Raw genomic sequence first — 24,793 nt, forward strand, 5'->3', positions numbered from 1 at the left:
GCATAGCCGGCGCTGCGGCCAGTGGCCGGTGCGCGGAATGCGCATCCGTAGCTACGCACATACATTCGAATCGCAGGTCAGCGCGGTCGGTGAGCGGTCTCACCTTTGCTGTGTGATGACTCTCACTTGCCCGGTAGGGGGCGTCGGCGGCGGATATTCACCGTGCACTATGGATGGTGTGAGTCAACGTGCGGACCTACGGCCGAACCGGATCGCCGTGCTGTCGGTGCACACCTCACCACTCGCGCAACCGGGCACCGGTGATGCGGGCGGCATGAACGTCTACGTGCTGCAAACGGCTCTCCAGCTGGCGCGACGCGGGACCGAAGTCGAGATCTTCACCCGCGCCACCTCGTCGAACGTCCCTCCGGTTCAGGAGGCGGGGCCTGGGGTGCTGGTGCGCAACGTGGTCGCGGGTCCGTTCGAGGGGCTCGACAAGCACGACCTCCCCACCCAGCTCTGCCCGTTCACCGCGGAGGTGCTGCGCCAGGAGGCGCGCCATCAGCCCGGCCACTACGACTTGGTGCACTCGCACTACTGGCTCTCCGGGCAGGTCGGCTGGCTGGCCAGGGACCGCTGGCGGGTGCCGCTGATCCACACCGCGCACACCTTGGCCGCCGTGAAGAACGCCGCGCTGGCCGATGGCGACTGCCCCGAGCCCGTCACCCGCGAGATCGGCGAGAAGCAGGTCATCGCGGAGGCCGACCGGATGGTCGCCAACACGGCGGAGGAGGCGCGTCAGCTCGTCGAGCTCTACGGCGCCGACGCCGAGCGCATCGATGTGGTTCCGCCGGGCGCCGACCTGGCCCGCTACCGTCCCGGTGACAAGGCCGCCGCTCGCGCCGAGCTCGGTCTTGCCGCCCACGAGCGGATCGTCGCCTTCGTCGGCCGCATCCAACCGCTCAAGGCGCCCGACGTGCTCGTCCGCGCCGCCGCCGAATTGTTGCGCACCGATCCGGACCGCAACCTGCGGGTGCTGATCGTCGGCGGCGCGTCCGGCACCGGACTGAAGCGCCCCGACGCGCTGATCGAGCTGGCCTCCGAACTCGGCATCACCGACCGCGTGACGTTCCTGCCGCCGCAGCCGCCGGACCGTCTCGTGCGGGTCTACCGCGCCGCGGACCTGGTCGCGGTGCCCAGCTACAACGAATCCTTCGGCTTGGTCGCCATCGAGGCGCAGGCCAGCGGCACCCCGGTCCTCGCCGCCGACGTCGGCGGACTCGGCACCGCCGTCCGGCACGGCGAGACCGGACTGCTCGTCGCGGGTCACGGCACCCCGGACTGGGCCGCCGCGCTCGGCACCCTGCTCGACGCACCAGCGCGGCTGGCGGAGATGAGCGATCGCGCGGTCGCGCACGCCGCGAACTTCTCCTGGGAGCACACCGCCGACGGGCTGCTCGCCAGCTACGCCGCGGCATTGGCCGGATTCCCCGAGACCGAACTGGGCGGCGGACTGCGGGCGGCGAGCGCGGAACGCACTAACCTGTCCGGTGCCGCGCTCCTCGGCGAGGGCGGTCAGGCCAGATCGCGGGCGCTGTGGCGGCGCCGGATGGGAGTGCACCGATGACGGAGATCCAGGCGACCGCGCAGGTGATCGACCAGACCCTGCGCGATCGCGAGATCGAGTACACCCGCCCTGGCGAGGACGTCTTCGTCGTCGTGCTGCCCGGTGAGCGCAAGCTGAAGACGACGCTCATGCTCACCGTCGGCAAACACGGCGTGCGCATCGAATCCTTCGTCTGCCGCAAGCCCGACGAGAACTTCGAGGGCGTCTACAAGTTCCTGCTCCGCCGCAACCGCCGCCTCTACGGCGTGGCCTACACGCTGGACCGGGTCGGCGACATCTACCTCGTCGGCCGCATGGCCACGCACGCCGTCACCGAGGACGAGCTCGACCGCATCTTCGGCCAGGTGCTGGAGGCGGTGGACGCCGACTTCAACGTGCTGCTGGAACTCGGCTTCGCGGAATCCATTCGGAAGGAATGGAAGTGGCGGGTCTCGCGCGGGGAGTCGCTGAAGAATCTGCTGCCGTTCGAGCACCTGGTCGAATCCTCCGAGAACTCCTGACCCGCCGCACCCGATGGTGCGAAATCCGATAATGCTCAGCTGTCGCCGAGCGCTTGGCCTGATGGTGACCCGGCTGTCGCCGAGCGCTCGGCCTGGTGGTGGCCCGGCTGCCGCCGAGCGCTTGGCCTGATGGTGGCCCGGCTGCCGCCGAGCAACTACCGTTGGCGACCGCACAGCAAGATCATTCGGCACCGGACCGTCGCGCGACCGCGGCGGTCCGGTGGCGTTGGGAAGTGGGGGTTTCGGATGACCGTTCTCGCTCTGGACATCGGCGCGACCAAGATCGCGGTCGGCTTGGTGGGGGCCGACGGAATGACGCACGAGGTAGGCCGCATTCAGGTGCCGCCGACCGGCGTGTGGGAGGCGGTGCGCGGGCTGCTGCTCGCCGCGGCCAACGGATCCGAGGTGGATCTGATCGGCATCGGCTCGTGCGGTCCGGTGGACGCCCCCGCGGGGATCACCACCCCGCTCAACATCCCGGAGTGGCGCGACGGATTCGCTCTGGTGCCCGCGGTTCAGGAACTGTTCCCCAGCGCGACGGTGCGCTTCGCCATCGACGGGGTGTGCCTAGCCCTGGCGGAGCGGCATTTCGGCGCGGCGCGGGAGACGCCGGACGCGCTGGCCATGACGGTGTCCTCGGGGATCGGCGGCGGTGTCATCGTCGGCGGCATGGTCGCTGTCGGGCACACCGGCAACGCGGGGCACATCGGTCACATGATCGTGCCCGGGTCGACCGATCCGTGCGCCTGTGGCGGGGTCGGTTGCGTGGAGGCGGTGGCCAGCGGTCCGTCCTCGGTGCGGTGGGCGCGCGAGCGCGGTTGGCACGGAACCACCGGCATCGAACTGGCCGCCGACGCGGAAGCGGGGGACCGGGTCGCCAAGGCGGCGCTGCGGCGCGCGGGAATCGCGCTGGGCCAAGTGATCTCGTCGGCGGCCGCGCTGCTCGACGTGGATCTGGTGGTGATCGGCGGCGGCTTCGCGCAGTCCGGAGAGCCGCTGTGGCGACCGTTACAGGAGGCGCTCGGCGCGCACGCCCGCATCGAGTTCCTGCGCGACCTGCACGTCGTCCCTTCGGAATTGGGCGATCAGGCCACGTTGGTCGGCGCCGGACTGCTCACCGCGCTCGCTCCGGCATCCTGACCAGGGCTCCGGTGCAGGGGCCGCGCGTGGCAGGATGGCCGTCATGACGTACACCCTCGTGTTGCTGCGCCACGGCGAGAGCGAATGGAATGCCCTGAATCTGTTCACCGGCTGGGTGGACGTGCACCTGACCGACAAGGGCATCGCCGAGGGTAAGCGCGCGGGCGAGCTGCTCGCCGAGCACGGCATCCTGCCCGACGTCGTCTACACCTCGCTGCTGCGCCGGGCCATCTCCACCGCGAACATCGCGCTGGACGCGGCCGACCGGCACTGGATCCCGGTCATCCGCGACTGGCGCCTCAACGAGCGCCACTACGGCGAGCTGCAGGGCAAGAACAAGGCGCAGATCCGCGACAAGTACGGCGACGAGCAGTTCATGCTGTGGCGGCGCAGCTACGACACTCCGCCGCCGCCGATCGACCCGGCCAACGAGTACAGCCAGGAAGGCGACGCGCGGTACGCGGGCATCGAGGTGCCCAAGACCGAATGCCTGCTCGACGTGGTGAACCGGATGGTCCCGTACTGGGAGTCGACCATCTCCAAGGAACTGCTCACCGGCAAGACCGTGCTGATCGCCGCGCACGGCAACTCGCTGCGCGCCCTGGTCAAGCACCTGGACAACATCTCCGACGACGACATCGCCGGCCTGAACATCCCGACCGGCATTCCGCTGCGCTACGAACTCGACGAGAACCTGCGCCCGGTACGCCCACGCGAGTACCTGGACCCGGAGGCCGCCGCCGCCGGCGCGGCCGCGGTCGCGAGCCAGGGCGGTAAGTAGTACGTCGTCGATGCGCCGCGGCCGTCACTCGGCCGCGGCGCATCGCTGTTTCGGGGGCTTGATTCTTGGTGCCGTCCGGCTGAAGCGCCGTTCGGTCGAGTGCGTGACCCTGGGGTGGCCCTGGCGTGCCGACCGACCGAATGCGCGGCCTGGAGGCGCCGTGCATCGCCCTGATATGCCGGTCGAGTGCGCGTCCTGGAGGCGCTTTGGGGTTGGCTCCGATGTGCCGGTCGAGTGCACAACCTCCAGCACCGCGGAGTGGCCGACCTGTCCGGCTGAGCGCACCGAGGAACAGCGCTCGGCGCGATCCGGCTGCGGTATCTCGCGGAAATCCGCCGTGTTTCGGCCTGTATCTCCGGCGTGTGCGTCGGTCTGGGCGCGGTCGATGCGGTAAACCTTCGTTCTGGCGCTCGGAATCCCGCAAGGATCTCCATATCCAGGGGCTATCGCGAGCCGTCATGCGTATGTGAATTGATATTCCAGGTGATCTTCGTGAATCCGGGAGTTCTTACCGACTGGTAAGTTGTGTATGCTTCCGGACGTTCGACCAGTCCGAGAGGTGGATCACGTCCGATGAAGTACGCGCTACGGGCCACAGTCGCGGCGCTCGCCGCCGCAGTGCTCGTTCCATTCCTCACCACCGGCGCGACCGCCGCACCCGTCGCAACGGGCCCCGACGGCGGCGCGGCCGGAGCGGCGTGGGCCGCCACCGAGGACGGCGTTCAGCAGTACCCGAACGTGCACATCGAATGGGATGTGCCGATCACCATGAGCGACGGCACGGTGCTGAAGGGCAACGTCTACCGGCCCGCCGACGCCTCCGGCCGCCCGATCGACGCGCCGACGCCCACCATCGTCAACATGACGCCCTACACCAAGTTGGTGTCGAACCTCGCCGATCACGCGCAGTCCATTCCGGTGCTGTCCGACGCGCTGCTGAACCTCTTCCGCCAGATCGATTTCAGCGGCACCCCGCTCTCCGGCGTCACCGATCTCACCAAGGCCTTCGGCGGCGGCGAGCTGCGCAACTTCACCGTGGACCGCCAGCTGATCAAGAGCGGGTACTCGCAGGTCGTCGTCGACGTGCGCGGCACCGGCTTCTCGCAGGGCGAATGGGACATGCTCCGCGCCCGCGAGCAGCAGGACACCCTCGAGGTGATCGACTGGGCATCCCGCCAGCCGTGGTCGGACGGCAAGATCGGCATGAACGGCATTTCCTACTCGGGCATCAACCAGGTGCAGGCGGCGTCCAAGCAGCCGCCCGCGCTGAAGGCGATCTTCCCGGTGGTGCCGGGCAGCGACCTGGTCAACGACGTGCTCGCCCCCGGCGGCGGCTTCGGCTTCAACTTCATCCCGCTGTGGCTCACTGCGATCAACACCCTCAAATGGGTGCCGGACGTGCAGTCCATCGTGCACGGCAAGTTCGACTGGGAGTGGCTCAACGACCGCGCCGCGTCCCCGCTCACCTTCATGGACGTGTTCCTGAACGCCTACACCGCAACGCGTTTCGAGGACGCGGACCCGCGCCTGCTCGATCTGCTCACCCACAGCAGCCCCGAACGCGGCGACTACGTCAGCGATCCCACGCAGATCCGGGTGCCGACCTTCGTCGTCGGCGGCTGGCACGATCTGTTCACCTACTCGGAATCCAAGATCTACAACCAGATTCCGCTACCCGCGGGCCAGAAGCAGCTGCTGATGGGCAACACCTACCACGTGAACTCCGGCAACGAGTACGGCAAGCCCGGCCTGCCGCCCCGGCTCGACGTGCTGCAACGTGCGTGGTTCGACAAGTGGCTCAAGGGAATCGACAACGGCGTCGATGGCTACGGTCCGGTCACCCTGCGCCAGCAGGGCGGCGGCTGGGTCACCCAGAACGGCTTCGGCGCTTCGGCCGTCGGCGAGGCCGCCGCGCAGCACCGCCGCATGTACCTGTCCGCGGCGCCCAGCGGCACTGCCCAGAGCGTCTACGACGGCTCGCTCACCGCTGAAGCGAACGCCGACACGGCGCGGCTGACCGTCGCCCCCGGCCTGACCACCCTGTGCTCCAACGATGCGGCGCAGGGCAGCGCGGGCGTGCTGTCGATCATCGACGGTTGCGCCAAGGATTCGCGCGTCGCCGAGCTGAACGCGCTCACCTTCACCAGCGCGCCGGTCGTCGAGGCGACCACCATCTCCGGCCCGATCGCCGTGCGGCTCAACACCGTTCAGGACGCGACCGACGGCTACTGGACGGTGACCGTCAACGACGTCGCGCCCGACGGTCAGTCGACCGTGCTCACCTCCGGTCAGCTGATGGCCTCCCTGCGCGAGATCGACGAGGCCAACAGCAGCCGTTCGGCCAACGGCGACTACACCGACCCGCGCCCCTACACCTCGCTCGAGAAGCGGCAGCCGACGGTGCCCGGCGAGGCCACCACGCTGGACATCACGCTGAGCGCCACCGAGGCGATCCTGCAGCCCGGCCACCGCCTGCGCGTGGACGTGTTCGCGAGCAACTTCCCGAAAGGACTGCCCGTCCTACCGATGCTGCTCGACACGGAGTTGAAGCCGCAGCACGTGCAGCTGGACCCGGCCCGGCCGAGCTTCGTCAACATCCCGGTCCGCGGCAACCACGGCTGGTGAATCCGATCCGCTGACCCCGCCGCTCGCCTCAACCAGCTCGACCACCCCTCGGACCCGACGCCATGGCTGGTCGGCCCCAACCACCATTTCTCTCCCGTCGATAGAGAAATGGTGGTTGGGCCAAATCGACGGTAGTCAAATGGTGGCAAGTTGATCTTCAACAGCCACCATTCGACTACCGTCGATTGCTTAGCCCCCTTGACAGGCTCACAAGGCGAGGCCGCCCGCCCAGAACGCACCATACGAAGTGCCGTTACTGAACTAACTGCGACCACACGCCTGAACTAGTAGGCCGAGCCGCACAAACCACGTCCGCCAACGCACCCATCCGCCAACCGGACGAACCCACTCCACGCCGAACCAAAGAACGCAACCACAGCCGGTCGACCACGCCGGGCGTCGCACCCACGCTCGACAACTGCGGGAGGTAAGCCGGGTACGGCACCCAACGCGCCCAGCACCGTTCGGGGCAAACCTGGGCCAGCCGCGCGTGAATTAGCGGCCCAAACCCCGGAACCACGTCCGCCAACTCACCCATCCGCCAACCGGACGATCCCACCCCACGCCGATCCAAAGAACGCAACCACAGCCGGTCGACCACGCCGGGCGTTGCACCCACGCTCGACAACTGCGGGAGGTAAGCCGGGTACGGCACCCAACGCGCCCAGCACCGTTCGGGGCAAACCTGGGCCAGCCGCGCGTGAATTAGCGGCCCAAACCCCGGAACCACGTCCGCCAACTCACCCATCCGCTAACCGGACGATCCCACCCCACGCCGACCCCGAGATCCCCAACGCAACTCCCGCCCTACCGGACGACTCCATACCGCGGAACCCCGCCCAACCGGACAACTCCGCAATCCTGCGGAACCCCGCCCAACTGGACGGCCCGGCAATCCGCGGAAACTCGCCCACCCGGACGACCCCGCAATCCCGCAGAACCCGCCCAGCCGGACAACCTCCATCAATCCCGCATAGCAAACGCCCCCGCCAACGGCGGCAACATCGCACGAGCGTCATACCCCCCGAACCAAAGCCCCACCGCCAATACCGAAGCAGCCTCCAAATACCGAGCCCGATGCAACCCACCCGCCAAGAACGGCCGCAACTTCAAATCCTCGGCCAACCCCGCGACAAGGCGCACAGCATCCGGATCATCACCACAAAGAGGCACCGACAAGGTCGCGCCCTCGAACTCGCGAACCTCGGCCGCCCACACCTCGGCCGCGCACAGGTTGAACCCCTTCACCACCCGCGCACCAGGAACGGTCCCGGCGATCCGCTCCGCCACCGCGTCCTCCCCGAGCACGAAGTTGTCCGTTCCATCGGACGCCGCATCGGGCTCGAACGCATTGGTGCAGTCGACGAGCACGCGCCCATCGAGCCCGGGCGTCCCCCGCAAGATGCCGTCCAACGCCTCGACCGGTACCGCCAGCAACACCACTTCACCGAACCCGGCAGCCTCCGCGATGCTCCCGCTCCGCGCGCCGTACCCGACGGCATCAGCTACTTCAGCCGCCGCCGCACTCCGCCGCGCACCGAAGCAGACTTCGTGCCCCGCCGCGGCCCAACCACCGCCCAACGCCCGCGCCATCGCGCCCGCCCCGATGATCCCGATCCGCATGTCGAACTCCTCACTGTCGAATGTGCTTCCGACGGTAGGGAATTCGATAGGCACCTCCGGGTGCCCAACGCCGATGCCATGCTGAACCCATGACCGCGCCCCACGCCGAAACCGCCCTCGCCTCGGCAATCCCAGGCTCTCCGCCCCGCGGTCCTCTGCCACCCCACCCGGACGCACCCGAGCCGAGCGGCCCGTCGCGCAGCTCGCAACAAGCCGTGACCAAGGACGCCCAGCCGGACGCGCCGACCCCCGCGGCCCATGGCTCGCCCCGACCGGCCTCGGCCGCGGACTCCCAGCTGGACGCGCCCGACCTGACCCGCGTATCCGGCGGTTCGCCACAACAAGAGTCGCCGCAGGTCACCCACCCAGATGCGCCCGCACCGCCCCGCCCATCCGCCGACCCGCCTCAACGTGCACCCGCACCAGTCGCGCAGCCCGGCACGGCCGCGTCGCCCGGCCCGTGCCATGGCTCGCCGCGACACGAGCCCGTCCCGATCGTCCAGCCCGACGCGTCCACTCCGAGCCGCCTGTCCCGCAGCTCGCCGAAACAAGCCCCGGCCCAGCCGGACGCAGCCGCGAGGCCCCGCCCGTCCCACAGCTCGGGACGACATGCGCCAGCCCCGGTCACTCATCCAGACGCGCCCGCGCCGCCCCGCCCGCCTCGCAGTTCGCCCCGGCAGGCTCCCACTCCGGTCACCCACCCAGACGCGCCCGCGCCTCCCCGCCCGCCTCGTACTTCGCCCCGGCAGGCCCCTACCCCGGTCACTCGACTGGACGCACCCGCGCTGACCCGGGCATCCCACGACCCGTCGGGACAAGACCCGGACCCAGCCGCCCAGCAGGACCCGGACGCACCCGCGCCGCCCCACCCGCCCCACGGCTCGCCACGACAAACCCCCGACCTCGTCACCTACCCGCCCTACGGCGACTACGAATCCGACTGCCCCGCCCGCATGGGCGTCGACCTGTTCGGCAACTCCTGGCTGCCGGTGATCGTCTACATGCTCCGGGACGGACCGATGCGCCCAGGCGAGCTGCGCGCCGCGATCGGCGGGATCAGCCAGAAGATGCTGACCCAGACGCTGCGCCGCATGGAACAGCTCACACTCGTGCACCGCCGCCGCTACGCCGAGGCCCCGCCGCGCGTCGAGTACGAACTAACCGAAGCGGGCCGCGATCTACTCGGGCCGATCTACGCGCTGGGGGAGTGGGTCGACAAACACGGGCGCGCGGTGAACGCCGCGCTCGCGGGAGACGAGGATTGACAGGGAAGCCCACCTTCCCGTCGATCTTCGCGAGCCTCGGACCAGCCCCGCGAAGTCGATCTTTCCCGCCCCGGCACTCCGCGCCGCCTCGCGTCCGAACAACGCGTAAACACCCGGCTAACGGCCCTGGAAGGCCCCATGACCTGCGTGAAACTTCGTGTACCCGCCGTTGGTCAGTCGGTCGGCGACCGTACGATTCAAGTGTGAGTGTTCCGCAGGCCGTGTTGTTGGCAGTCCTCGCGGCTGTCGTCGGCCTGGCAGTCGGTGGGCTGCTCATTCCGTACGTGAACGCCCGTCAGGCCGCCCGGAGACAGGCCGATTCCGGGCTGACCATGTCGCAGGTGCTCGACCTGATCGTGCTCGCGTCCGAAAGCGGCATCGCGGTGGTCGACCAGTACCGCGACGTGGTGCTCGTGAACCCGCGCGCCGAGGAACTCGGCTTGGTCCGCAACCGCCTGCTCGACGAGCGCGCCTGGGCCGCCGTGGAGAAGGTGCTCGGCACCGGCGAGTCCGCGGAATTCGACCTGACCGCCAAGAACCCCATGCCCGGCCGCAGCAGAATCGCGGTGCGCGGCGTCGCGCGGCCGCTCTCGCCGGAGGAGACCGGCTTCACCGTGCTGTTCGCCGACGACGATTCCGAGCAGGCCCGCATGGAGGCCACCCGCCGCGATTTCGTCGCCAATGTCAGCCACGAGCTCAAGACCCCCGTCGGCGCGATGAGCCTGCTCGCCGAGGCGCTGCTGGAATCGGCCGACGACCCGGAGGCGGTGCGCCACTTCGGCGAGCGCGTGCTCGGCGAATCCCGCCGCCTCGGCAAGATGGTGACCGAACTGATCGCGCTCTCCCGTCTGCAGGGCGCGGAGAAGCTGCCCGAGCTAGAGGTCGTCGACGTCGACACGGTCGTCATGCAGGCGGTGGACCGCTCCCGCACCGCGGCCGAGGCGGCGGGCATCACCGTCAGCACCGACCGGCCCAGCGGGCTCGAGGTCCTCGGCGACGAGACATTGCTCGTCACCGCTCTGTCCAACCTGGTGGAGAACGCCATCGCCTACTCCCCGGCCGGCTCGCACGTCTCGGTGAGCCGTTCGCTGCGCGGCGATCATGTCGCCATGGCGGTCACCGACCGTGGCATCGGAATCCCGAAAGAAGACCAGGAGCGGGTGTTCGAACGGTTCTTCCGTTCCGACAAGGCGCGCTCGCGCGCCACCGGTGGCACCGGGCTCGGGCTCGCTATCGTCAAGCACGTGGCGGCCAACCACAACGGTGAGATCACCCTGTGGAGCAAACTGGGCACCGGATCCACGTTCACCTTGCGAATACCCGCACACCTCGAGACCGACGGCGACGAGGACGTCGAAAGTCCCGCGGTGAGCACGAAGGAAACCGGCCCGCGTCCCCAGGGGCCGGGCAGACCCAATGGTGTGGAGGCACGCAGATGACGAGTGTTCTTATCGTCGAGGATGAGGAGTCGCTGGCCGATCCGCTCGCGTTCCTGCTGCGCAAGGAGGGCTTCGAGGTCACCGTGGTGGGCGACGGACCCTCCGCGCTCGCCGAATTCGATCGCTCCGGCGCCGACATCGTCCTGCTGGACCTGATGCTGCCCGGCATGAGCGGCACCGATGTGTGCAAGCAACTGCGCACCCGCAGCGGCGTGCCGGTCATCATGGTGACCGCGCGGGACAGCGAGATCGACAAGGTGGTCGGCCTCGAGCTGGGCGCCGACGACTACGTCACCAAGCCGTACTCGTCGCGTGAGCTCATCGCGCGCATCCGCGCGGTCCTGCGCCGCGGCGCGGGCGACGAGATCGACGGCGGCAGCGAGAACGGCGTGCTGGAGGCGGGTCCGGTCCGGATGGACGTCGACCGCCACACCGTGATGGTCAACGGCAAGCCAGTGACGTTGCCGCTCAAGGAATTCGATCTGCTCGAGTACCTGCTGCGCAACTCCGGCCGGGTGCTGACCCGCGGCCAGCTGATCGACCGCGTCTGGGGCGCCGACTACGTCGGCGACACAAAGACTCTCGACGTGCACGTCAAGCGGCTGCGCTCCAAGATCGAGGCCGATCCGGCCAAGCCCGAGCACCTGGTGACCGTGCGCGGTCTCGGTTACAAGCTCGAGGCGTAGACGGCAAGACAGCGAACGGGCCCCGGTTCCGCCTCCTCACCCCGAGCGCGGAACCGGGGCCCGTTACGTCGTAGGTACGTGATCGGCCCCCGGCGGACTCCCCTTAGGGGAGGTAGACCCAGGTCGGGCCGATGGCGGGAACATCGGTCTTGCGCAGCGTGATCCAGCCGAGGTCGTCTTCCTGCATGCAGTCGTAGAGCGGCACGGTGGTGCCGTTGCCGCGGCAGGCGATGGTGCGGCTGACGCCGTAGGGGCTCATGATGACGTTCTTGCCCTCTTTGGCGGCGTTCACCGCGGCCGGATCGGTCGCCGGCACGAAGGTGGCGGTGAAGTCGGCGAACTTGGTCGGATCCGCGTCCGGCTCGGCGTGCGCGCCGCCTGCCATGGAGAGGGTCGCGCCGATGACGAGTGTTGCGAGGGTGAGCGCTTTCTTCATGACCCGACATCAAACCCGAAACGGGTGACGCTCGCATGGCGAGCAGGTGACCTGCCGGGTGCGTTCGGCTCACCCGCGCTGGTCGGCCGGTGTGCAGGCCGCCGAGTGACGACCCGCACACCGCACGCGTCAGCTGCTGCCGAGCATTCCGCCGAGCAACCCGCCGAGCAGGCGTCCCGCGCTGCCGGTCCCGCTGCCGGATGCGCTGCCCGAGCTACCGGTGCCGCCGCTGCTCGCCTTGGACACCTCCACCACGATCGACTTCGTGCTGCCGCCTTGTTCGACGGTGATGATGTGCTCGCCCGGCGTGCTCGGCTTCCATTCGATGGTCGCGGTGCCCGGCGGCCACGGCACCTTGGGCGCGCCGATGAATTCGCCGTTGTCGCTGAAGTAGACGAGCAGACCGCCGGACGCGCCGCCGACGTCGGCGGTGATCGTGTACGTGCTGCCGACCTGGTGGTTGCTGCCGTCGACCGAGACCGACTGCACGGCCGCGTACGCCGAGGGCGCGGTCAGCACGGCGACGGCGGTGGCGGCCGCGAATGCCGTGAGTCCGACGCCTGCCCCGCGCCGGAACTTGCTGGGTGATGTCATGGTGCTCCTCCTGTGCCGACCATGCGATCGACTGGACCCTACTCTTTGAAGCGGAGATGTTTCAGATTTCGGCTCGAGTTCGCCGAGTCGAAATATCGGAACCCGTTCGGCGCGACCGGCTTCCGGGCCGCGCCGGGGAAGGTGCGCCTGATGGGCGCTGCCGGACGTAGTCCGCCCATGGGCAGCGCATGCCCGGAGCGGATGCGGAGGTGCGCCCGATCGGCGCTGCCTGATGCAGTTCGTCCCAAGGCTGCGCGGCCGGGGTGAAGGCGGAGGTCCGCCTAGCTCCCGTTGCCGAACAGACTGCCCAGCAGCTTGCCCGCACTGCCGGTGCCCGCGCTGCCCGTGCCGCCGCCCGGATCGCCGGGATCTCCCGGGTCGCCCGGATCTCCGGGATCATTCGGGTCGGTCACCTGGACGACGATCGTCTTGGTGCTGCCACCCTGCGAGGCGGTGATGAGGTGCTGTCCCGGTGTCGTCGGGGTCCAACTCACGGAGGACTCGCCGACCGGCCACGGCACCTGCGGGCCGGCGATCTGGTCGCCGTTGTCCGACCAGTAGACGAGCAGCCCGATGCCCGCTCCGCTCAGCTTGGCGCGCAGCGTGTAGGTGGTGTTGATGGTGTGGTCGGCGCCCGACACGGTGATCGAGTCGACGGTTGCGTGCGCCTGCGGGGCCGCGAAGACGGCGACGGCCGTGGCCGCGGCGAAACCCGCGAGTCCGGCGCCGATCCGGCGTCCGACCAGGGCGGAGGTGGTGTAACTCATGGTGTGCTCCTGTGCTGCCCACTGGATGTGGGCCTTCGCACAGTAAGCGACCGAATGTGTGAAATGTGAGCGTTTCGCAAATCTGGACAAGCGTCCGTTAGGGATGGAGTCGGGAGTTTCGGCAGTGCGGAAGTTCTACTGCGCCTTGCCGTGCGCGGCCTGCTCCGCGTTGCGCTGCGCGTGCACCGTCGCGGGATGTACCGCGATCAAACCCAGCCCTTCGCGGCGCTTGCAGTGCCTGGCCAATTCCTCGTAGGCCGGTTCGCCGAGCAGTTCCTTCAGCTCGGGCGCGTAGGACTGCCAGACCGGCCGCGCGCCGACGTGCGCGTCCGGCGAACCCGAGCAGTACCAATCCAGATCGAGTCCGCCGGGACCCCAGCCGCGCCGGTCGTACTCGGTGATCACCGTGCGCAGGATCTGCACGCCGTCCGGTCGGTCCACCCATTCCTGGGTGCGCCGAATCGGCAACTGCCAGCAGACATCCGGCTTCACCGTGTGCGGCTCCATGCCGCGGCGCAACGCCATCGTGTGCAACGCGCAGCCGACGCCGCCCTCGAAACCGGGCCGGTTCAGGAAGATGCACGCGCCATCGAAGCGCCGGGTGCGCAGGGCGGGCTCGTCCTCGAGCTCGTCGAGTTCGAGATAGCCCTTCTTGGTCACCTTGCCCTTGGCGTTCTGGGCCTCGCCCATCAGCTGCCAGTCGGCCGGTGTGAGCATTCTCACAGCGTTGCGCAGGCGCTCCTGGTCGTCCTCGTCGGACAAGAATGCGCCGTGGGAGCAGCAGCCGTCGTCCGGGCGGCCTGCGATGATGCCTTGGCAGGCGGGCGTTCCGAAGACGCAGGTCCAACGGGACAGCAGCCAGGTGAGATCGGCGACGATCAGGTGCTCGTCATTTGCTGGATCTACGAACTCGATCCATTCGCGCGGAAAGTCCAGATCGACCTCGGGTGCCGGGTCGATCTTCGCCGCTGGTCGGGGCCGGGTCCGGCTGCTCGCCGCTGCGCCTACCGTCACATCTGCAGACGCTAACAGTTCGATCGCCTGGTCTGAAGTGCTGGTCGACCCAGTACCGTGTTCATGTGCGGCTTGGGGTACTCGACGTCGGAAGCAATACCGTTCACCTGCTCGTGGTGGACGCGCACCGGGGTGGCCACCCGATGCCGATGAGCTCGACGAAGGCCACGCTCCGGCTGTCGGAGAACCTGGACGAAGAGGGACGGATCACCGTCCAGGGCGCCGAGCGTCTCATCAAGACCGTGGCCGAATTCGCCAGCATCGCCGAGACCTCCCGCTGCGTCGAGCTGATGCCGTTCGCCACCTCCGCGCTGCGCGAGGCCACCAACTCCGAACACGTGCTCGCCAGGGTGCGCGCCGAGACGGGCGTCGATCTGCAGGTGCTCACCGGCGTCGACGAGGCCCGGCTGACCTTTCTCGCGGTGCGCCGCTGGTACGGCTGGAGCGCGGGCCGCATCCTGAACCTCGACATCGGCGGCGGCTCGCTGGAGATGAGCAACGGCGGCGACGAGGAGCCCGACGTCGCGCTCTCGCTGCAACTCGGGGCGGGTCGGCTCACCAGGGAGTGGCTGCGTGAGGATCCGCCGGGCAAGCGCCGGGTCGCGGTGCTGCGGGACTGGCTCGACGCCGAACTCGTCGCCCCCGCGAAACAGCTGATCGAGGTGGGCAGGCCCGACCTCGCGGTCGGCACCTCGAAGACCTTCCGCTCGCTCGCGCGACTGACCGGAGCGGCGCCCTCGGCGGCGGGTCCGCGGGTGCGCCGTACACTCACCAGCTCGGGTCTGCGCCAACTGATCGCGTTCATCTCGCGGATGACAGCGTCGGACCGTGCAGAATTGGAAGGCGTGAGTTCCGATCGGTCACAGCAATTGGTGGCTGGCGCATTGGTCGCGGAGGCGAGTATGCGGGCACTATCGCTGGATACGCTCGAGATTTGTCCCTGGGCGCTGCGGGAAGGACTGATCCTGCGCAAACTGGATACCGATATGAACGGTGGACCCAGAGCGTCGTTGCTGACGGGACCGGCGGCCGAACCAGGCAAGCCGGCGTCCGACGGTGGAGCGGGGCTGTCCGGTCCGGTCGAAACGGTGTCGTCATGAGCGAACGCAGTGAGCGAATCATGTGCCAGCGTGCATCGCGCATGCCGGAACCGAGCGCCAGCGAGGTGCAGGCATGAGTGATGAGTCCAAGCAGCTATCGGTCGCCGAGCTGCTGGCCCGCAACGGGCAGCAGGGCGCGTCGTCTTCCGGCGGCGGTCGCCGCAGACGCGGTGGCCGCGGCATCTCCGTCGCCGAGCTGACGGGTGACCTGCCGGTCATCCGGGAGGGCGGCAGCCACTCCGCGCACGCCGCGCCCGACGACGAGATCGCCGAAGCGCCGTCGGCGTACGAGCCCGCTTCCTACGCGCCGACATCATTCGAGCCCACGGCTTTCGAGCCGCCCTCATACGAACCAGCCGCCTACGAGCCCGCCGCATTCGAACCGGTTGCGTCCGAGCCGGTTTCGTACATCGCTCCCGATCCCGTCGCGGACTTGCCGAGCCAGTCGCCGATGTCGGGCCCGATCACCCGCTACGACCCGCTCGCGCCCTACCGGGAATCGACGTCCTATCCCGAGCCGACGCCCTACCCGGCGACGCCGTCGTATTCGGATCCGCCGCCCGGGCGCTCCAACCTGGTGATGCCCGGACGCGACATGTCCTCCGGCTCCCGGCACAGCGCGCCGGACCCGCTGGAATCAGCGGCCCCCTACGCCGATCCAGTGTCGGAGGCGCCGCGCAGCAGTCGCGGCGGCCGCAGGCGCAAGCCGGATCCGGACGACGACGCCACCATCGTGGTCGGCCCGCCGCTGCGCGATCCGATGGATTTCGACATCCCCCGCAACGGGCATCCGGACGAGCCGCGCGGCTCGGACCGGCAGGAACGCGGCCGCGGCGGCCGGGCCGCGCGCCGAAGGGCGGCGGAAGCCGACGAGGCAGGTCCCTCGACAGCGGCGTGGGCGCCGCCGTCGAACGGTTTCGCCCCCGATTCCGCGCCGTTGCCCCTCTCGCCGCTACCGGAACGCGCCAAGCCCTCCGGACGCGCCGCGAACCAGGAGCCGCGGGAGGAGCAGCGAAGATCCTCCCGATCCGAGACGCTGCGGGCCCGCGCCGAGGGCGCGCTGCCCTCGTGGTCGGCGCGAAGGCACAAGCCGGAGCCGGAGAAGTCCGACTCCGAGCCGGAGTCGGGCGGCATTCCGACCGCCGCGTGGTCGCTGGCCAGCCAGGATCAGCAGCTGGTCTCCGGCTCCACGGTGGCGGGCGACCTGCTGCGCGACGGTGTCGAGCGCGCCGAACGCGCGGGCGGCGGACGCGGCCGGTCGCGCGGTGGTCGCGCCCAGGTCGAGCTCGACGAGGGCCTCACCGATGTGCACGACTCGTTCCTGCTCGACGACGACGAGGACGAGGACGAGGCGCCCGAGCCGCGGCAGAAGCCCGCCGCGCGCCCGACGCAGCGCCGCTCCCGTGCCGCGCGGAAGGCGGAGTACGACGCCAACCGCAAGCAGTGGATGATCCTCGGCGGTCAGAGCGCGGGGGCGGCGGTCGCCGGAATGTTGCTGTTCAAGGGTTTCGAGCGAATGTGGGAGATGCTGCCCTGGGTGGCGCTGGCGCTGGCGATGATCGTGATCCTCGGCCTTGTGGCCCTGGTGCGGATTCTGCGCCGGACCGACGACATCCTCAGCACGGTGATTGCCGTCGTAGTGGGCATCTTCGTCACGCTGGGACCGCTAGCCTTTCTTCTCAGTACGAACTGAGTAGGGAGCGGCTGTGGGGAACATCGGGCAGGCGGACGACACCCGGATCGGTAGCGCGGTCGGGGGACCGGCGCCCGATCAGAGCGGACAACCGGGCGGGGGTACGCCGGGTGGGGCGGCGAGCCCGCCGGGGCGCGACATTCTGGTCGGGCTGTCCAGCGCGTCGGTCTACCCGCAGAACACCGAGGCGGCTTTCCGGTACGCGGCCGATCTCGGTTACGACGGCGTCGAGTTGATGGTCTGGGCCGAGCCTGCCAGTCAGAGCATCGCCACCGTGCAGAACTACACCCGCAAGTACGGCGTCCCGGTGCTCGCGGTGCACGCGCCGTGCCTGTTGATCTCCCAGCGCGTGTGGGGCGCGGACCCGGTGGCCAAGCTGGAGCGCAGCGTGCGCACCGCCGAGGCGCTCGGGGCGGACACGGTGGTCGTCCATCCGCCGTTCCGCTGGCAGCGCCGCTACGCGGACGGCTTCGCCGAGCAGGTCGCCGAGCTCGAGGAGCACAGCCCGGTCGTCGTCGCGGTGGAGAACATGTTCCCGATGCGCGCGGACACGCTGTTCGGCCGCGGCGCGAACGCGGCGAAGCGACTGGAGCGGCGCGGTGGTCCGGGCTGGGGCCTGACCGCGTTCAGCCCGTCCTACGACCCCACCGACACCGGCTTCCGGCACTACACACTCGATCTCTCGCACACCGCGACCGCAGGCTCCGATCCGCTGGCACTCGCCGCCAGAATGGGGCAGGGCCTCGCCCACCTGCACCTGGCCGACGGGCGCGGCGCGGCACACGACGAGCACCTCGTCCCGGGCGACGGCACCCAGCCCTGTGCCGAACTCTGCGCGCAGCTGGTGCGCAACGGCTTCACCGGCCACGCCGTCGCCGAGATCAACACCCAGAACGCCCGCACCACCGCTCACCGCGCGGCGATGCTGCACCGCACGCTGGCCTTCGCCCGGCTGCACCTCAACGGCGTCGCGCCCAGTCCCGCGCCCGCCTCGGCGCAGGCGAATCGGGTGTAAGCGCTTTCCGCGTCCTTTCACCGCGGCATTCGTGACCGCACGGTGTGATATCGATCTGCCTCCCTACGGGGAACGACCCTGTCGCTACCGTGCGTTGTACGCTGTACGAACGCACGCGGTGCAGTAGGACAGGAGTGACGATGACGTTGGAGTTGACCACCGACGCGGTCGAGCCGACCGCGACGGATGCCCCGTTCGCCGAGGTGTGCGCGCTGACCGAACTGCTCTCCGGCGACGCCGAGGTCGGCCGGTACGCGGGCGTCATCGACGAGATCTGGACCATCGGCCAGAAAGTGCACGGCGGCACCATGGTCGCCGCGAGCGCCGCGGCCGCCACCCGCTGGCTGCGCGCCTCCGATCCGGCGCTCGCCGAGATGGCCCCCATCGCCGCCAGTTCGGACTTCCTCGGCGCGCCCGAGCCGGGCGAGGTCGAGTACGAGGTGCGCATCCGCAAGATCGGCCGCCAGATCTGCCTGGCCGACGCCACGCTCACCCAGAACGGGCGCGCGATGGTGCGCACCGCGTTCACCTTCGGCCACCTCGACGACATCGAGCCGCTCTACGCGCCCGAGCACGGCGACATGCCCGCCGAACCGGCCGCCGACGCGATGGGTTACGAGGGTTCGCCGATGGGCAAGATCGTGAACGTCGCCAAGGGCGCCGACCTCTACCTGGACCGGTCGTGGGCGCCGTTCCTCGAGGGCGCGCGGGGCGAGCCGCGGCTGCGGCTGTGGATGCGCCCGTTCGATGGCGATCAGCGCGACCCCGACGTGTCGATGTTCTTCGCGATGATGGCGGCCGACATGAGCCCGCCGGTGCCGGTGAACCTCGGCCAGTTCGGCTGGGCGCCCACTGTGCAGATGACCACATACCTGCGCCGCAGGCCCGCGCCGGGCTGGCTGCGCGTCATCGCCACCTCGCACGAGGTGGGCGGCCGCATGTTCGACGAGGACCAGCTCATCCTGGACAGCACCGGCGCGGTGGTCGCCCAGAGCCGCCAACTCGCACTGATTCCCCAGAGCCGCTGACGCGCGCACTAACCTTTACCACCATGACGAGAATTGCGGTGATCGGTGGAGGCCGGATCGGGGAGGCGTTGATCGCCGGTTTGCTGGAATCGGGCAGGGCGAGCAAGGATCTGGTCGTCGTCGAGACGCACGCCGACCGGGCCGAGCTGATCGCGAGCCGGTTCGGCGTGCGCGTCACGGGCGAGGCGGCCGACGCGGCCGTCGGCGCCGATCTGCTGGTGATCGCGGTCAAGCCGGGTGACGTCGACACGGTGCTGACCGAATTGGGGAAGGCCGAGCTGAACGCGGGCGACCGCGACCAGGTGCTCGTCTCGCTGGCCGCGGGCGTGCCGACCGCGCGGCTGGAGGCCAAGCTGCCCGCGGGCTTCCCCGTAGTGCGGGTGATGTCGAATACCCCGATGCTGGTCGGCCAGGGCATGAGCGCGCTCGCGCCGGGGCGTTACGCCAAGCCCGAGCAGCTGGAGCTGGTCACCGACGTGCTCGGCGCGGTCGGCAAGGTCGTCACCGTCGCCGAGTCGCAGATGGACGCGGTCACCGCGGTGTCGGGCTCCGGCCCCGCCTACTTCCTGCTGGTCGTCGAGGCCATGGTCGACGCGGGCGTCGGGCTCGGCCTGACCAGGGACGTCGCGACCCAGCTCGTGGTGCAGACGATGGTCGGCTCGGCCGCGCTGCTCGACGAATCCGGCCAGAGCGCGGTGGACCTGCGCGCGGCCGTCACCTCGCCCGCGGGCACCACCGCGGCGGCGTTGCGCGAACTCGAGCGCGGCGGCGTTCGCTCGGCGTTTCTCGAGGCTTTGCACGCGGCCAAACAGCGTTCCGCCGAACAAGGCGCGTCGGCGGAATAACGCACGACGCGTACATCTCGCGTTCGCATTGGGGCAAACCGGGCGTCAGAAGCTGATTTCTCACACACGTCGCAGTAATCCCACTAGCCCCGCTAAGCTTCAAGGAGCACGTGCGTGTCTGTTCCGCCGGTGGGGAAGCCGGCGGCGCGGACGTGCCGGAGGTCAATGGTGCAATGATGTCTTCCAACAAGATGTCTGCAAATAGCTCGGGGACGTCACCAGGTTCGTCCGGCCCATCAGGTGGCCGTAGCGGTGGCCGAGCGCAAGGCAGTTCGGGATCGCCGGGCCAATCGATGCTCGGCGGTGGTACGCAATTCCTCACGGTCGCCGAAGTGGCGAATCTGATGCGGGTGTCCAAGATGACGGTCTACCGGTTGGTGCATTCGGGCGAGCTGCCCGCGGTGCGCGTCGGCCGGTCGTTCCGGGTGCACGCGAAGGCCGTGCACGACTATCTGGAGACGTCCTACTTCGACGCTGGGTGAGGCGGTTTCGACCCCTGAAGGGCCCCGCGCGGCGCGTGGGAGCCCGCGAATGACGGTGCGCGCGCCCGCGAGGGCCGTTGCTCGTGCCGCCATCGGATACCGGTAGGATGAACCCTCGGTTCGTGTTCGCCTGCCTGCGGCGCCAGTTCGTGGTGTCCGGTGGCCGCTGGCGGCGCGGATGCCGAAATCAGCTAGGCGTACGCGATGGCGTGCGCGCCGAGTAGAGAGAACGCGAGGACACCCTATGGGTTCTGTGATCAAGAAGCGCCGCAAGCGCATGTCGAAGAAGAAGCACCGCAAGCTGCTTCGCCGCACGCGTGTTCAGCGGCGCAAACTCGGCAAGTGAGCGCGCGCGCCCTTGGCGCGAGATGAGGCCCGTCACCAGACCGGTGGCGGGCCTCTGTTTTTGAAACAGTTCAGTTTGAAATATTTCCGTGTAACCGGTGACTGAAGTCATCGTTAGATCCTGATTAATACCCTCGGCGGCCCAGACGGTAGCGGCTACTCTAGAACCGCCGAATAACGTAAATGGGGGCCTGGTAGGTGGGATCGGGTGCTGCGGTGGGATCTGACATAAGAGACGGGCACACGCCCAAGGTCGTGATGGTGACCGGCGCCAGCCGCTTCTTCGGCAGCGCCGTGGTAGCCAAGCTCGCTCAGGATCCGGCCGTCGAGCGTATTCTCGCCGTCGACACCATGACCCCGAGCCGGGAGCTGCGGCGCCGCATGGGCCGCGCCGAGTTCGTTCGCGGCGACATTCGAAATCCCCTGATCCGCAAGGTGATCGGCGGCCACGAGGTCGACACCGTCGTGCACACCGCGATACTGGCCAAGCCGCCCGCCGGCGGCGGCCGCGCGGTGATGAAAGACCTCAACGTGCTGGGCGCCATGCAGCTGTTCGCCGTCTGCCAGAAGTCGCCGTCGGTGCGGCGCGTCGTGGTCCGCTCGACCTCGGCGATCTACGGGTGCAGCGCCAAGGATCCGGCGAAATTCACCGAGGAAATGAGCGCGCGCACGCCGCCGCGCGGATGGTTTGCGCGCGACATGATCGAAATCGAGGGTTTCGTGCGCGGCCTCGCTCGCCGCCGCCCCGATATCGCGGCATCGATTCTGCGTTTCGCGCCCATTGTCGGCCCGCGACTGGCAGGCCGCGGCGTACAGTATCTCCGTTCACCGGTAACCCCGACCGTCTTCGGCCGGGACCCTCGAATGCAGCTGTTGCACGAAGAAGATGCGGTGGCCGCGCTCGCACATGCGGCGCAAGCGGCCCCGGGCGGTACCTACAACGTCGCGGGCGATGGTGCGTTGGCGCTGTCACAGGCGGTGCGTCGAGCGGGGCGCATCGAACTGCCGGTGCCGTTCACGGTGTTCCGCACCGCGGGTCGCGCGTTGATGGGGCCGGTGATGCGGGAATTCACCGGCGAACAACTCGATTACTTCCATTTCGGCTGTGGCCTGGACACCACGCGGATGCGAACCGAACTCGGTTTCGAACCGCGCTGGACAACGGTTCAGGCGTTCGACGACTTCATCGGGGGCGCAGCGTTGCGGCCCGTCTTCGATCCGGCGTGGATCGATGCCGCAGAAAAGAAACTGCTCGGCCTCATCGGGGCCGGTACGGGAGCACACCAATGAACGACGTGGCGAAAGTCATCCAACTTCATGATCTGAATATCGAAACCAGGCAGCGCACCAGCACCCGTCGCTGGCCTGAAGCGCCGACGGGCGAGACGAAACCGAGCCGGGTCACGTCACTGACCGATCGGCTCGCCTCGGCCGTGCCGCAGGCGCCGCAGTCGCTGTCCGACCTGATCCGCAAAGAGGTCGGCAAGCAGATCGGCCGCACCGCCGACTTCGCGCGCCGCCGCCTGACCGGCGACTACCAGGTCGACGAGTTCGGCTTCGACGAGCACCTGCTCGAGTCGGTCCTGCTGCCCGCGCTGCGCCCGCTGTCGGACCTGTGGTTCCGCGTCGAGGTCAGCGGCATGGAGAACATCCCTGAGGTGGGCGGCGCGCTGGTGGTGGCCAACCACGCGGGCACCGTTCCCATCGACGGCCTGATGCTCCAGCTGGCCATCCACGACCACCACGCCAAGCAGCGCGCGCTGCGCTTGCTCGCCGCCGATCTCATCTTCGAGCTGCCGTTCCTCGGGGTGCTGGCTCGCAAGGCCGGGCACACGCTGGCCTGCCGCGAGGACGCCGAACGCCTGCTGCGCTCCGGCGAATTGACGGGCGTCTTCCCCGAGGGGTTCAAGGGCGTCGGCAAGCAGTACTCCGACCGCTACAAGCTGCAGCGCTTCGGACGCGGCGGTTTCGTCGCGGCCGCGGTGCGCACCGGCGTGCCGATCATCCCGTGCTCGATCGTCGGCTCCGAGGAGATCTACCCGAAGCTGGCCGACATCAAGCCGCTCGCCCGCCTGCTCGGCCTGCCGTACTTCCCGGTGACGCCGATGTTCCCGCACCTGGGCCCGCTCGGCGCTGTGCCGCTGCCCTCGAAGTGGTACATCGAATTCGGCAAGCCCATCGCCACCACGGCCTACGAGCCGGAGGCCGCCGACGATCCCATGACGATGTTCGAGGTCACCGACCAGGTCCGCGAGACCATCCAGCAGACGCTCTACAAGCTGCTCACCAAGCGCCGCAACCCGTTCACGGGGTGAGGAGAGGGCGCGGGCCTAGTGCTCGCGCCTCCGGGTGACCGCCGCGGCCACCGCTCCACCCGCAGCGCCGAGCGCGAGCGCCGTCGGCACGCCGATCTTGGCCGCCTTGCGTCCGGTGCGGAAGTCGCGGATCTCCCAGCCGCGGTTCTTGGCGACCTCGCGTAGGTCCGAGTCGGGGTTGATCGCGACCGCCGTGCCGACCAGCGAGAGCATCGGCACGTCGTTGTGGCTGTCGGAGTACGCGGTACAGCGCTTCAGGTTCAGGCCCTCGCGGACGGCGAGCGTGCGCACCGCGTGCGCCTTACCGAGCCCGTGCAGGATGTCGCCGACCAGGCGTCCGGTGAACTTCCCGTCGACGCTCTCCGCCACGGTCCCCAGCGCGCCGGTCAGGCCGAGCCGCTTGGCGATCACCTGGGCGAGTTCCACCGGCGTCGCCGTGACCAGCCAGACCTGCTGGCCCGCGTCCAGGTGCATCTGCGCCAGCGCCCTGGTGCCCGGCCAGATCTTGTCGGCGATGATCTCGTCGTAGATCTCCTCGCCGAGCGCGGCCAGCTCGGAGGTCGGGCGGCCCGCGATGAACGAGAGCGCCTTCTCCTTGCCGGAGGCCATGTCGGTGCTGCTCTCCTTGCCGGTGACGCGGAACTTCACCTGCTTCCACGCCACGTCGACCAGGTCGGAGGTCTTGAAGTACTTGCGCGCCGCGAGACCGCGCGCGAAGTGCACGATCGAGGCGCCCTGCACCATCGTGTTGTCCACGTCGAAGAACGCCGCGGCGGTCAGGTCGCGCGGCACCTCCGGTCCCGTGGGCTCGGCCGCCGCGAGCTCCGATTCGTGCAGCGACAGCGCCGCGTCGGCGCTGGCCTCACCGGCCAGATTCGCCCGGACCTCCTCCTCGGTCGGTCCGAACGGGCTGCGGGAGATGCGGGCGAGCTGATCCTGCAGGCCCTGGCCGAGCGGGCCCAGGTGCCACCGCACCGGGAACTCGCCGAACCGGCCCGCGATGAACCCGGCCCTCTCCACCTTCGATCGTTCCGGCACCAGTACCTCCGCCCGTTCGCGCGAACCACGTCCACAGTAACTGTCTTCGGCGACAGTCACCCGAAGACCACGCGCACCGCGGGTGCGGTGGCGAGGGGATTTAATATCCGCCATGACCAATCCCACAGATGGCTCCGCCGCGCCGTCCGGACACGAAGTGATTTTGCTGACCAGAGCGGGCTGCGGACTGTGTGCCACGGCAATGGAGCAGTTGCGCGCGATATGCGCGGATTTCGGCATCGAACCGGGCGCCGTCGATGTCGATATCGCCGCGGAAACCGACCCTGGCCTGCGCGCGGAGTACGGCGACCGGCTTCCTGTCGTACTGCTGGACGGCCGCGAGCACAGCTACTTCGACGTCGACGAGGCGCGTTTGCGGGCGGATCTGGGTCGCTGATCGGTGTGATCCGTGTCCGATTTGGCCGCCGCGCTGGTCGCGGCGGAAAATGAGGCCAATTTCACCGACTTTGTGCAGGGCTTCACAAGCGGTTACGG

24 protein-coding genes are annotated in these 24,793 nt (G+C 69.1%); 18 read left to right on the forward strand and 6 right to left on the reverse strand.

Annotated features, from left to right (window positions below; translation table 11 throughout):
- Window positions 1–169: 169 nt before the first annotated feature.
- The 5 genes from mshA to FB390_RS09050 all read left to right on the forward strand — a co-directional run bounded on the left by mshA (window position 170) and on the right by FB390_RS09050 (window position 6,613).
- The gene (mshA, locus tag FB390_RS09030; protein WP_141808562.1) at window positions 170–1,567 is read left to right on the forward strand and encodes a D-inositol-3-phosphate glycosyltransferase; all 1,398 of its coding nucleotides are present in this window, start codon (window positions 170–172) and stop codon (window positions 1,565–1,567) included.
- Complete coding sequence (locus FB390_RS09035) at window positions 1,564–2,067, forward strand: type III secretion system chaperone family protein (protein ID WP_141808563.1); 504 nt, start codon at window positions 1,564–1,566, stop codon at window positions 2,065–2,067. Before mshA ends, FB390_RS09035 begins: the two co-directional genes overlap by 4 nt.
- A 246-nt stretch (window positions 2,068–2,313) precedes the next feature.
- Complete coding sequence (locus tag FB390_RS09040; RefSeq protein WP_141808564.1) at window positions 2,314–3,207, forward strand: ROK family protein; 894 nt, start codon at window positions 2,314–2,316, stop codon at window positions 3,205–3,207.
- Between the two features lie 43 nt (window positions 3,208–3,250).
- Window positions 3,251–3,988 (forward strand): phosphoglyceromutase, encoded by a 738-nt coding sequence (locus FB390_RS09045; protein WP_141808565.1) that lies wholly within the window; start codon window positions 3,251–3,253, stop codon window positions 3,986–3,988.
- Window positions 3,989–4,561: 573 nt separating this feature from the next.
- Window positions 4,562–6,613, forward strand: coding sequence for a CocE/NonD family hydrolase (locus FB390_RS09050; protein ID WP_141808566.1), 2,052 nt, complete (start codon window positions 4,562–4,564; stop codon window positions 6,611–6,613).
- 963 nt (window positions 6,614–7,576) lie between these two features.
- Here the strand turns inward: FB390_RS09050 and FB390_RS09055 are convergent.
- Window positions 7,577–8,236 (reverse strand): NADPH-dependent F420 reductase, encoded by a 660-nt coding sequence (locus FB390_RS09055; protein WP_141808567.1) that lies wholly within the window; start codon window positions 8,234–8,236, stop codon window positions 7,577–7,579.
- A 953-nt stretch (window positions 8,237–9,189) separates the two neighbouring features.
- Here FB390_RS09055 and FB390_RS09060 point away from each other — a divergent pair.
- The 3 genes from FB390_RS09060 (at window position 9,190) to FB390_RS09070 (ending at window position 11,626) form a co-directional block, all read left to right on the forward strand.
- Complete coding sequence (locus FB390_RS09060) at window positions 9,190–9,501, forward strand: winged helix-turn-helix transcriptional regulator (RefSeq protein WP_141808568.1); 312 nt, start codon at window positions 9,190–9,192, stop codon at window positions 9,499–9,501.
- Between the two features lie 203 nt (window positions 9,502–9,704).
- The gene (locus FB390_RS09065) at window positions 9,705–10,940 is read left to right on the forward strand and encodes a sensor histidine kinase (protein WP_141808569.1); all 1,236 of its coding nucleotides are present in this window, start codon (window positions 9,705–9,707) and stop codon (window positions 10,938–10,940) included.
- Window positions 10,937–11,626: a response regulator transcription factor gene (locus FB390_RS09070; RefSeq protein ID WP_097245238.1), complete on the forward strand. Its 690-nt coding sequence runs from the start codon at window positions 10,937–10,939 to the stop codon at window positions 11,624–11,626. The genes FB390_RS09065 and FB390_RS09070 overlap by 4 nt, the downstream gene beginning before the upstream one ends.
- A gap of 103 nt (window positions 11,627–11,729) precedes the next feature.
- Here FB390_RS09070 and FB390_RS09075 read toward each other — a convergent pair whose 3' ends face one another.
- From FB390_RS09075 to FB390_RS09090, 4 genes are all read right to left on the reverse strand, one after another.
- The gene (locus FB390_RS09075; RefSeq protein WP_141808570.1) at window positions 11,730–12,062 is read right to left on the reverse strand and encodes a hypothetical protein; all 333 of its coding nucleotides are present in this window, start codon (window positions 12,060–12,062) and stop codon (window positions 11,730–11,732) included.
- Between the two features lie 129 nt (window positions 12,063–12,191).
- Window positions 12,192–12,656, reverse strand: coding sequence for a hypothetical protein (locus FB390_RS09080; protein WP_141808571.1), 465 nt, complete (start codon window positions 12,654–12,656; stop codon window positions 12,192–12,194).
- Between the two features lie 281 nt (window positions 12,657–12,937).
- On the reverse strand, window positions 12,938–13,423 hold the full coding sequence (locus FB390_RS09085) for a hypothetical protein (protein WP_141808572.1): 486 nt from the start codon (window positions 13,421–13,423) through the stop codon (window positions 12,938–12,940).
- A gap of 135 nt (window positions 13,424–13,558) precedes the next feature.
- On the reverse strand, window positions 13,559–14,437 hold the full coding sequence (locus FB390_RS09090) for a DUF3109 family protein (protein WP_246123931.1): 879 nt from the start codon (window positions 14,435–14,437) through the stop codon (window positions 13,559–13,561).
- A 65-nt stretch (window positions 14,438–14,502) separates the two neighbouring features.
- On the opposite strand from FB390_RS09090, the gene FB390_RS09095 reads away from it, so the two are divergent.
- From FB390_RS09095 to FB390_RS09135, 9 genes are all read left to right on the forward strand, one after another.
- Entirely contained in the window at window positions 14,503–15,537 is a 1,035-nt protein-coding gene (locus tag FB390_RS09095) for a Ppx/GppA family phosphatase (RefSeq protein ID WP_141808573.1), read from the forward strand.
- A gap of 73 nt (window positions 15,538–15,610) precedes the next feature.
- The gene (locus tag FB390_RS34160; protein ID WP_246123932.1) at window positions 15,611–17,230 is read left to right on the forward strand and encodes an ABC transporter permease; all 1,620 of its coding nucleotides are present in this window, start codon (window positions 15,611–15,613) and stop codon (window positions 17,228–17,230) included.
- A 139-nt stretch (window positions 17,231–17,369) separates the two neighbouring features.
- Complete coding sequence (locus FB390_RS09105) at window positions 17,370–18,245, forward strand: sugar phosphate isomerase/epimerase family protein (RefSeq protein ID WP_141811637.1); 876 nt, start codon at window positions 17,370–17,372, stop codon at window positions 18,243–18,245.
- 140 nt (window positions 18,246–18,385) lie between these two features.
- Window positions 18,386–19,273, forward strand: coding sequence for a thioesterase family protein (locus FB390_RS09110; protein ID WP_141808574.1), 888 nt, complete (start codon window positions 18,386–18,388; stop codon window positions 19,271–19,273).
- A 23-nt stretch (window positions 19,274–19,296) separates the two neighbouring features.
- Window positions 19,297–20,118, forward strand: a complete 822-nt coding sequence (gene proC / locus FB390_RS09115; protein ID WP_141808575.1) for a pyrroline-5-carboxylate reductase — start codon at window positions 19,297–19,299, stop codon at window positions 20,116–20,118.
- A gap of 293 nt (window positions 20,119–20,411) precedes the next feature.
- Entirely contained in the window at window positions 20,412–20,600 is a 189-nt protein-coding gene (locus tag FB390_RS09120; RefSeq protein WP_040696222.1) for a helix-turn-helix domain-containing protein, read from the forward strand.
- A 244-nt stretch (window positions 20,601–20,844) separates the two neighbouring features.
- Window positions 20,845–20,946, forward strand: coding sequence for a 30S ribosomal protein bS22 (locus FB390_RS09125; RefSeq protein ID WP_003402602.1), 102 nt, complete (start codon window positions 20,845–20,847; stop codon window positions 20,944–20,946).
- 257 nt (window positions 20,947–21,203) lie between these two features.
- Window positions 21,204–22,235 carry an NAD-dependent epimerase/dehydratase family protein gene (locus FB390_RS09130; RefSeq protein WP_185757222.1) on the forward strand — a complete coding sequence of 344 codons (1,032 nt, stop codon included), beginning with the start codon at window positions 21,204–21,206 and terminating at the stop codon, window positions 22,233–22,235.
- The gene (locus tag FB390_RS09135; protein ID WP_141808576.1) at window positions 22,232–23,260 is read left to right on the forward strand and encodes a lysophospholipid acyltransferase family protein; all 1,029 of its coding nucleotides are present in this window, start codon (window positions 22,232–22,234) and stop codon (window positions 23,258–23,260) included. The genes FB390_RS09130 and FB390_RS09135 overlap by 4 nt, the downstream gene beginning before the upstream one ends.
- Window positions 23,261–23,275: 15 nt before the next feature.
- On the opposite strand, the gene FB390_RS09140 is transcribed toward FB390_RS09135, so the two are convergent.
- The gene (locus FB390_RS09140; protein ID WP_246124265.1) at window positions 23,276–24,223 is read right to left on the reverse strand and encodes an HAD family hydrolase; all 948 of its coding nucleotides are present in this window, start codon (window positions 24,221–24,223) and stop codon (window positions 23,276–23,278) included.
- A gap of 187 nt (window positions 24,224–24,410) precedes the next feature.
- Here FB390_RS09140 and FB390_RS09145 point away from each other — a divergent pair, with 187 nt between their 5' ends.
- Window positions 24,411–24,695: a glutaredoxin family protein gene (locus tag FB390_RS09145; RefSeq protein WP_141808577.1), complete on the forward strand. Its 285-nt coding sequence runs from the start codon at window positions 24,411–24,413 to the stop codon at window positions 24,693–24,695.
- The last annotated feature ends 98 nt before the right edge of the window (window positions 24,696–24,793 follow it).

Origin of the sequence: Nocardia bhagyanarayanae, assembly GCF_006716565.1 — a bacterium.
In the GTDB taxonomy this organism is placed as follows: Bacteria; Actinomycetota; Actinomycetes; order Mycobacteriales; family Mycobacteriaceae; genus Nocardia; species Nocardia bhagyanarayanae.

Bases quoted from the DNA above. Each gene is read 5' to 3' on its own strand.
- proC (WP_141808575.1), top strand. From the start codon at position 19,297: ATGACGAGAATTGCGGTGATCGGTGGAGGCCGGATCGGGGAGGCGTTG.
- FB390_RS09060 (WP_141808568.1), top strand. From the start codon at position 9,190: ATGGGCGTCGACCTGTTCGGCAACTCCTGGCTGCCGGTGATCGTCTAC.
- FB390_RS09050 (WP_141808566.1), top strand. From the start codon at position 4,562: ATGAAGTACGCGCTACGGGCCACAGTCGCGGCGCTCGCCGCCGCAGTG.
- FB390_RS09130 (WP_185757222.1), top strand. From the start codon at position 21,204: ATGGTGACCGGCGCCAGCCGCTTCTTCGGCAGCGCCGTGGTAGCCAAG.
- FB390_RS09055 (WP_141808567.1), bottom strand. From the start codon at position 8,236: ATGCGGATCGGGATCATCGGGGCGGGCGCGATGGCGCGGGCGTTGGGC.
- FB390_RS09040 (WP_141808564.1), top strand. From the start codon at position 2,314: ATGACCGTTCTCGCTCTGGACATCGGCGCGACCAAGATCGCGGTCGGC.
- FB390_RS09120 (WP_040696222.1), top strand. From the start codon at position 20,412: ATGCTCGGCGGTGGTACGCAATTCCTCACGGTCGCCGAAGTGGCGAAT.
- FB390_RS09085 (WP_141808572.1), bottom strand. From the start codon at position 13,423: ATGAGTTACACCACCTCCGCCCTGGTCGGACGCCGGATCGGCGCCGGA.
- FB390_RS09035 (WP_141808563.1), top strand. From the start codon at position 1,564: ATGACGGAGATCCAGGCGACCGCGCAGGTGATCGACCAGACCCTGCGC.
- FB390_RS09070 (WP_097245238.1), top strand. From the start codon at position 10,937: ATGACGAGTGTTCTTATCGTCGAGGATGAGGAGTCGCTGGCCGATCCG.
- FB390_RS09075 (WP_141808570.1), bottom strand. From the start codon at position 12,062: ATGAAGAAAGCGCTCACCCTCGCAACACTCGTCATCGGCGCGACCCTC.
- FB390_RS34160 (WP_246123932.1), top strand. From the start codon at position 15,611: ATGAGTGATGAGTCCAAGCAGCTATCGGTCGCCGAGCTGCTGGCCCGC.
- FB390_RS09145 (WP_141808577.1), top strand. From the start codon at position 24,411: ATGACCAATCCCACAGATGGCTCCGCCGCGCCGTCCGGACACGAAGTG.
- FB390_RS09125 (WP_003402602.1), top strand. From the start codon at position 20,845: ATGGGTTCTGTGATCAAGAAGCGCCGCAAGCGCATGTCGAAGAAGAAG.
- FB390_RS09110 (WP_141808574.1), top strand. From the start codon at position 18,386: ATGACGTTGGAGTTGACCACCGACGCGGTCGAGCCGACCGCGACGGAT.
- FB390_RS09045 (WP_141808565.1), top strand. From the start codon at position 3,251: ATGACGTACACCCTCGTGTTGCTGCGCCACGGCGAGAGCGAATGGAAT.
- FB390_RS09135 (WP_141808576.1), top strand. From the start codon at position 22,232: ATGAACGACGTGGCGAAAGTCATCCAACTTCATGATCTGAATATCGAA.
- FB390_RS09080 (WP_141808571.1), bottom strand. From the start codon at position 12,656: ATGACATCACCCAGCAAGTTCCGGCGCGGGGCAGGCGTCGGACTCACG.
- mshA (WP_141808562.1), top strand. From the start codon at position 170: ATGGATGGTGTGAGTCAACGTGCGGACCTACGGCCGAACCGGATCGCC.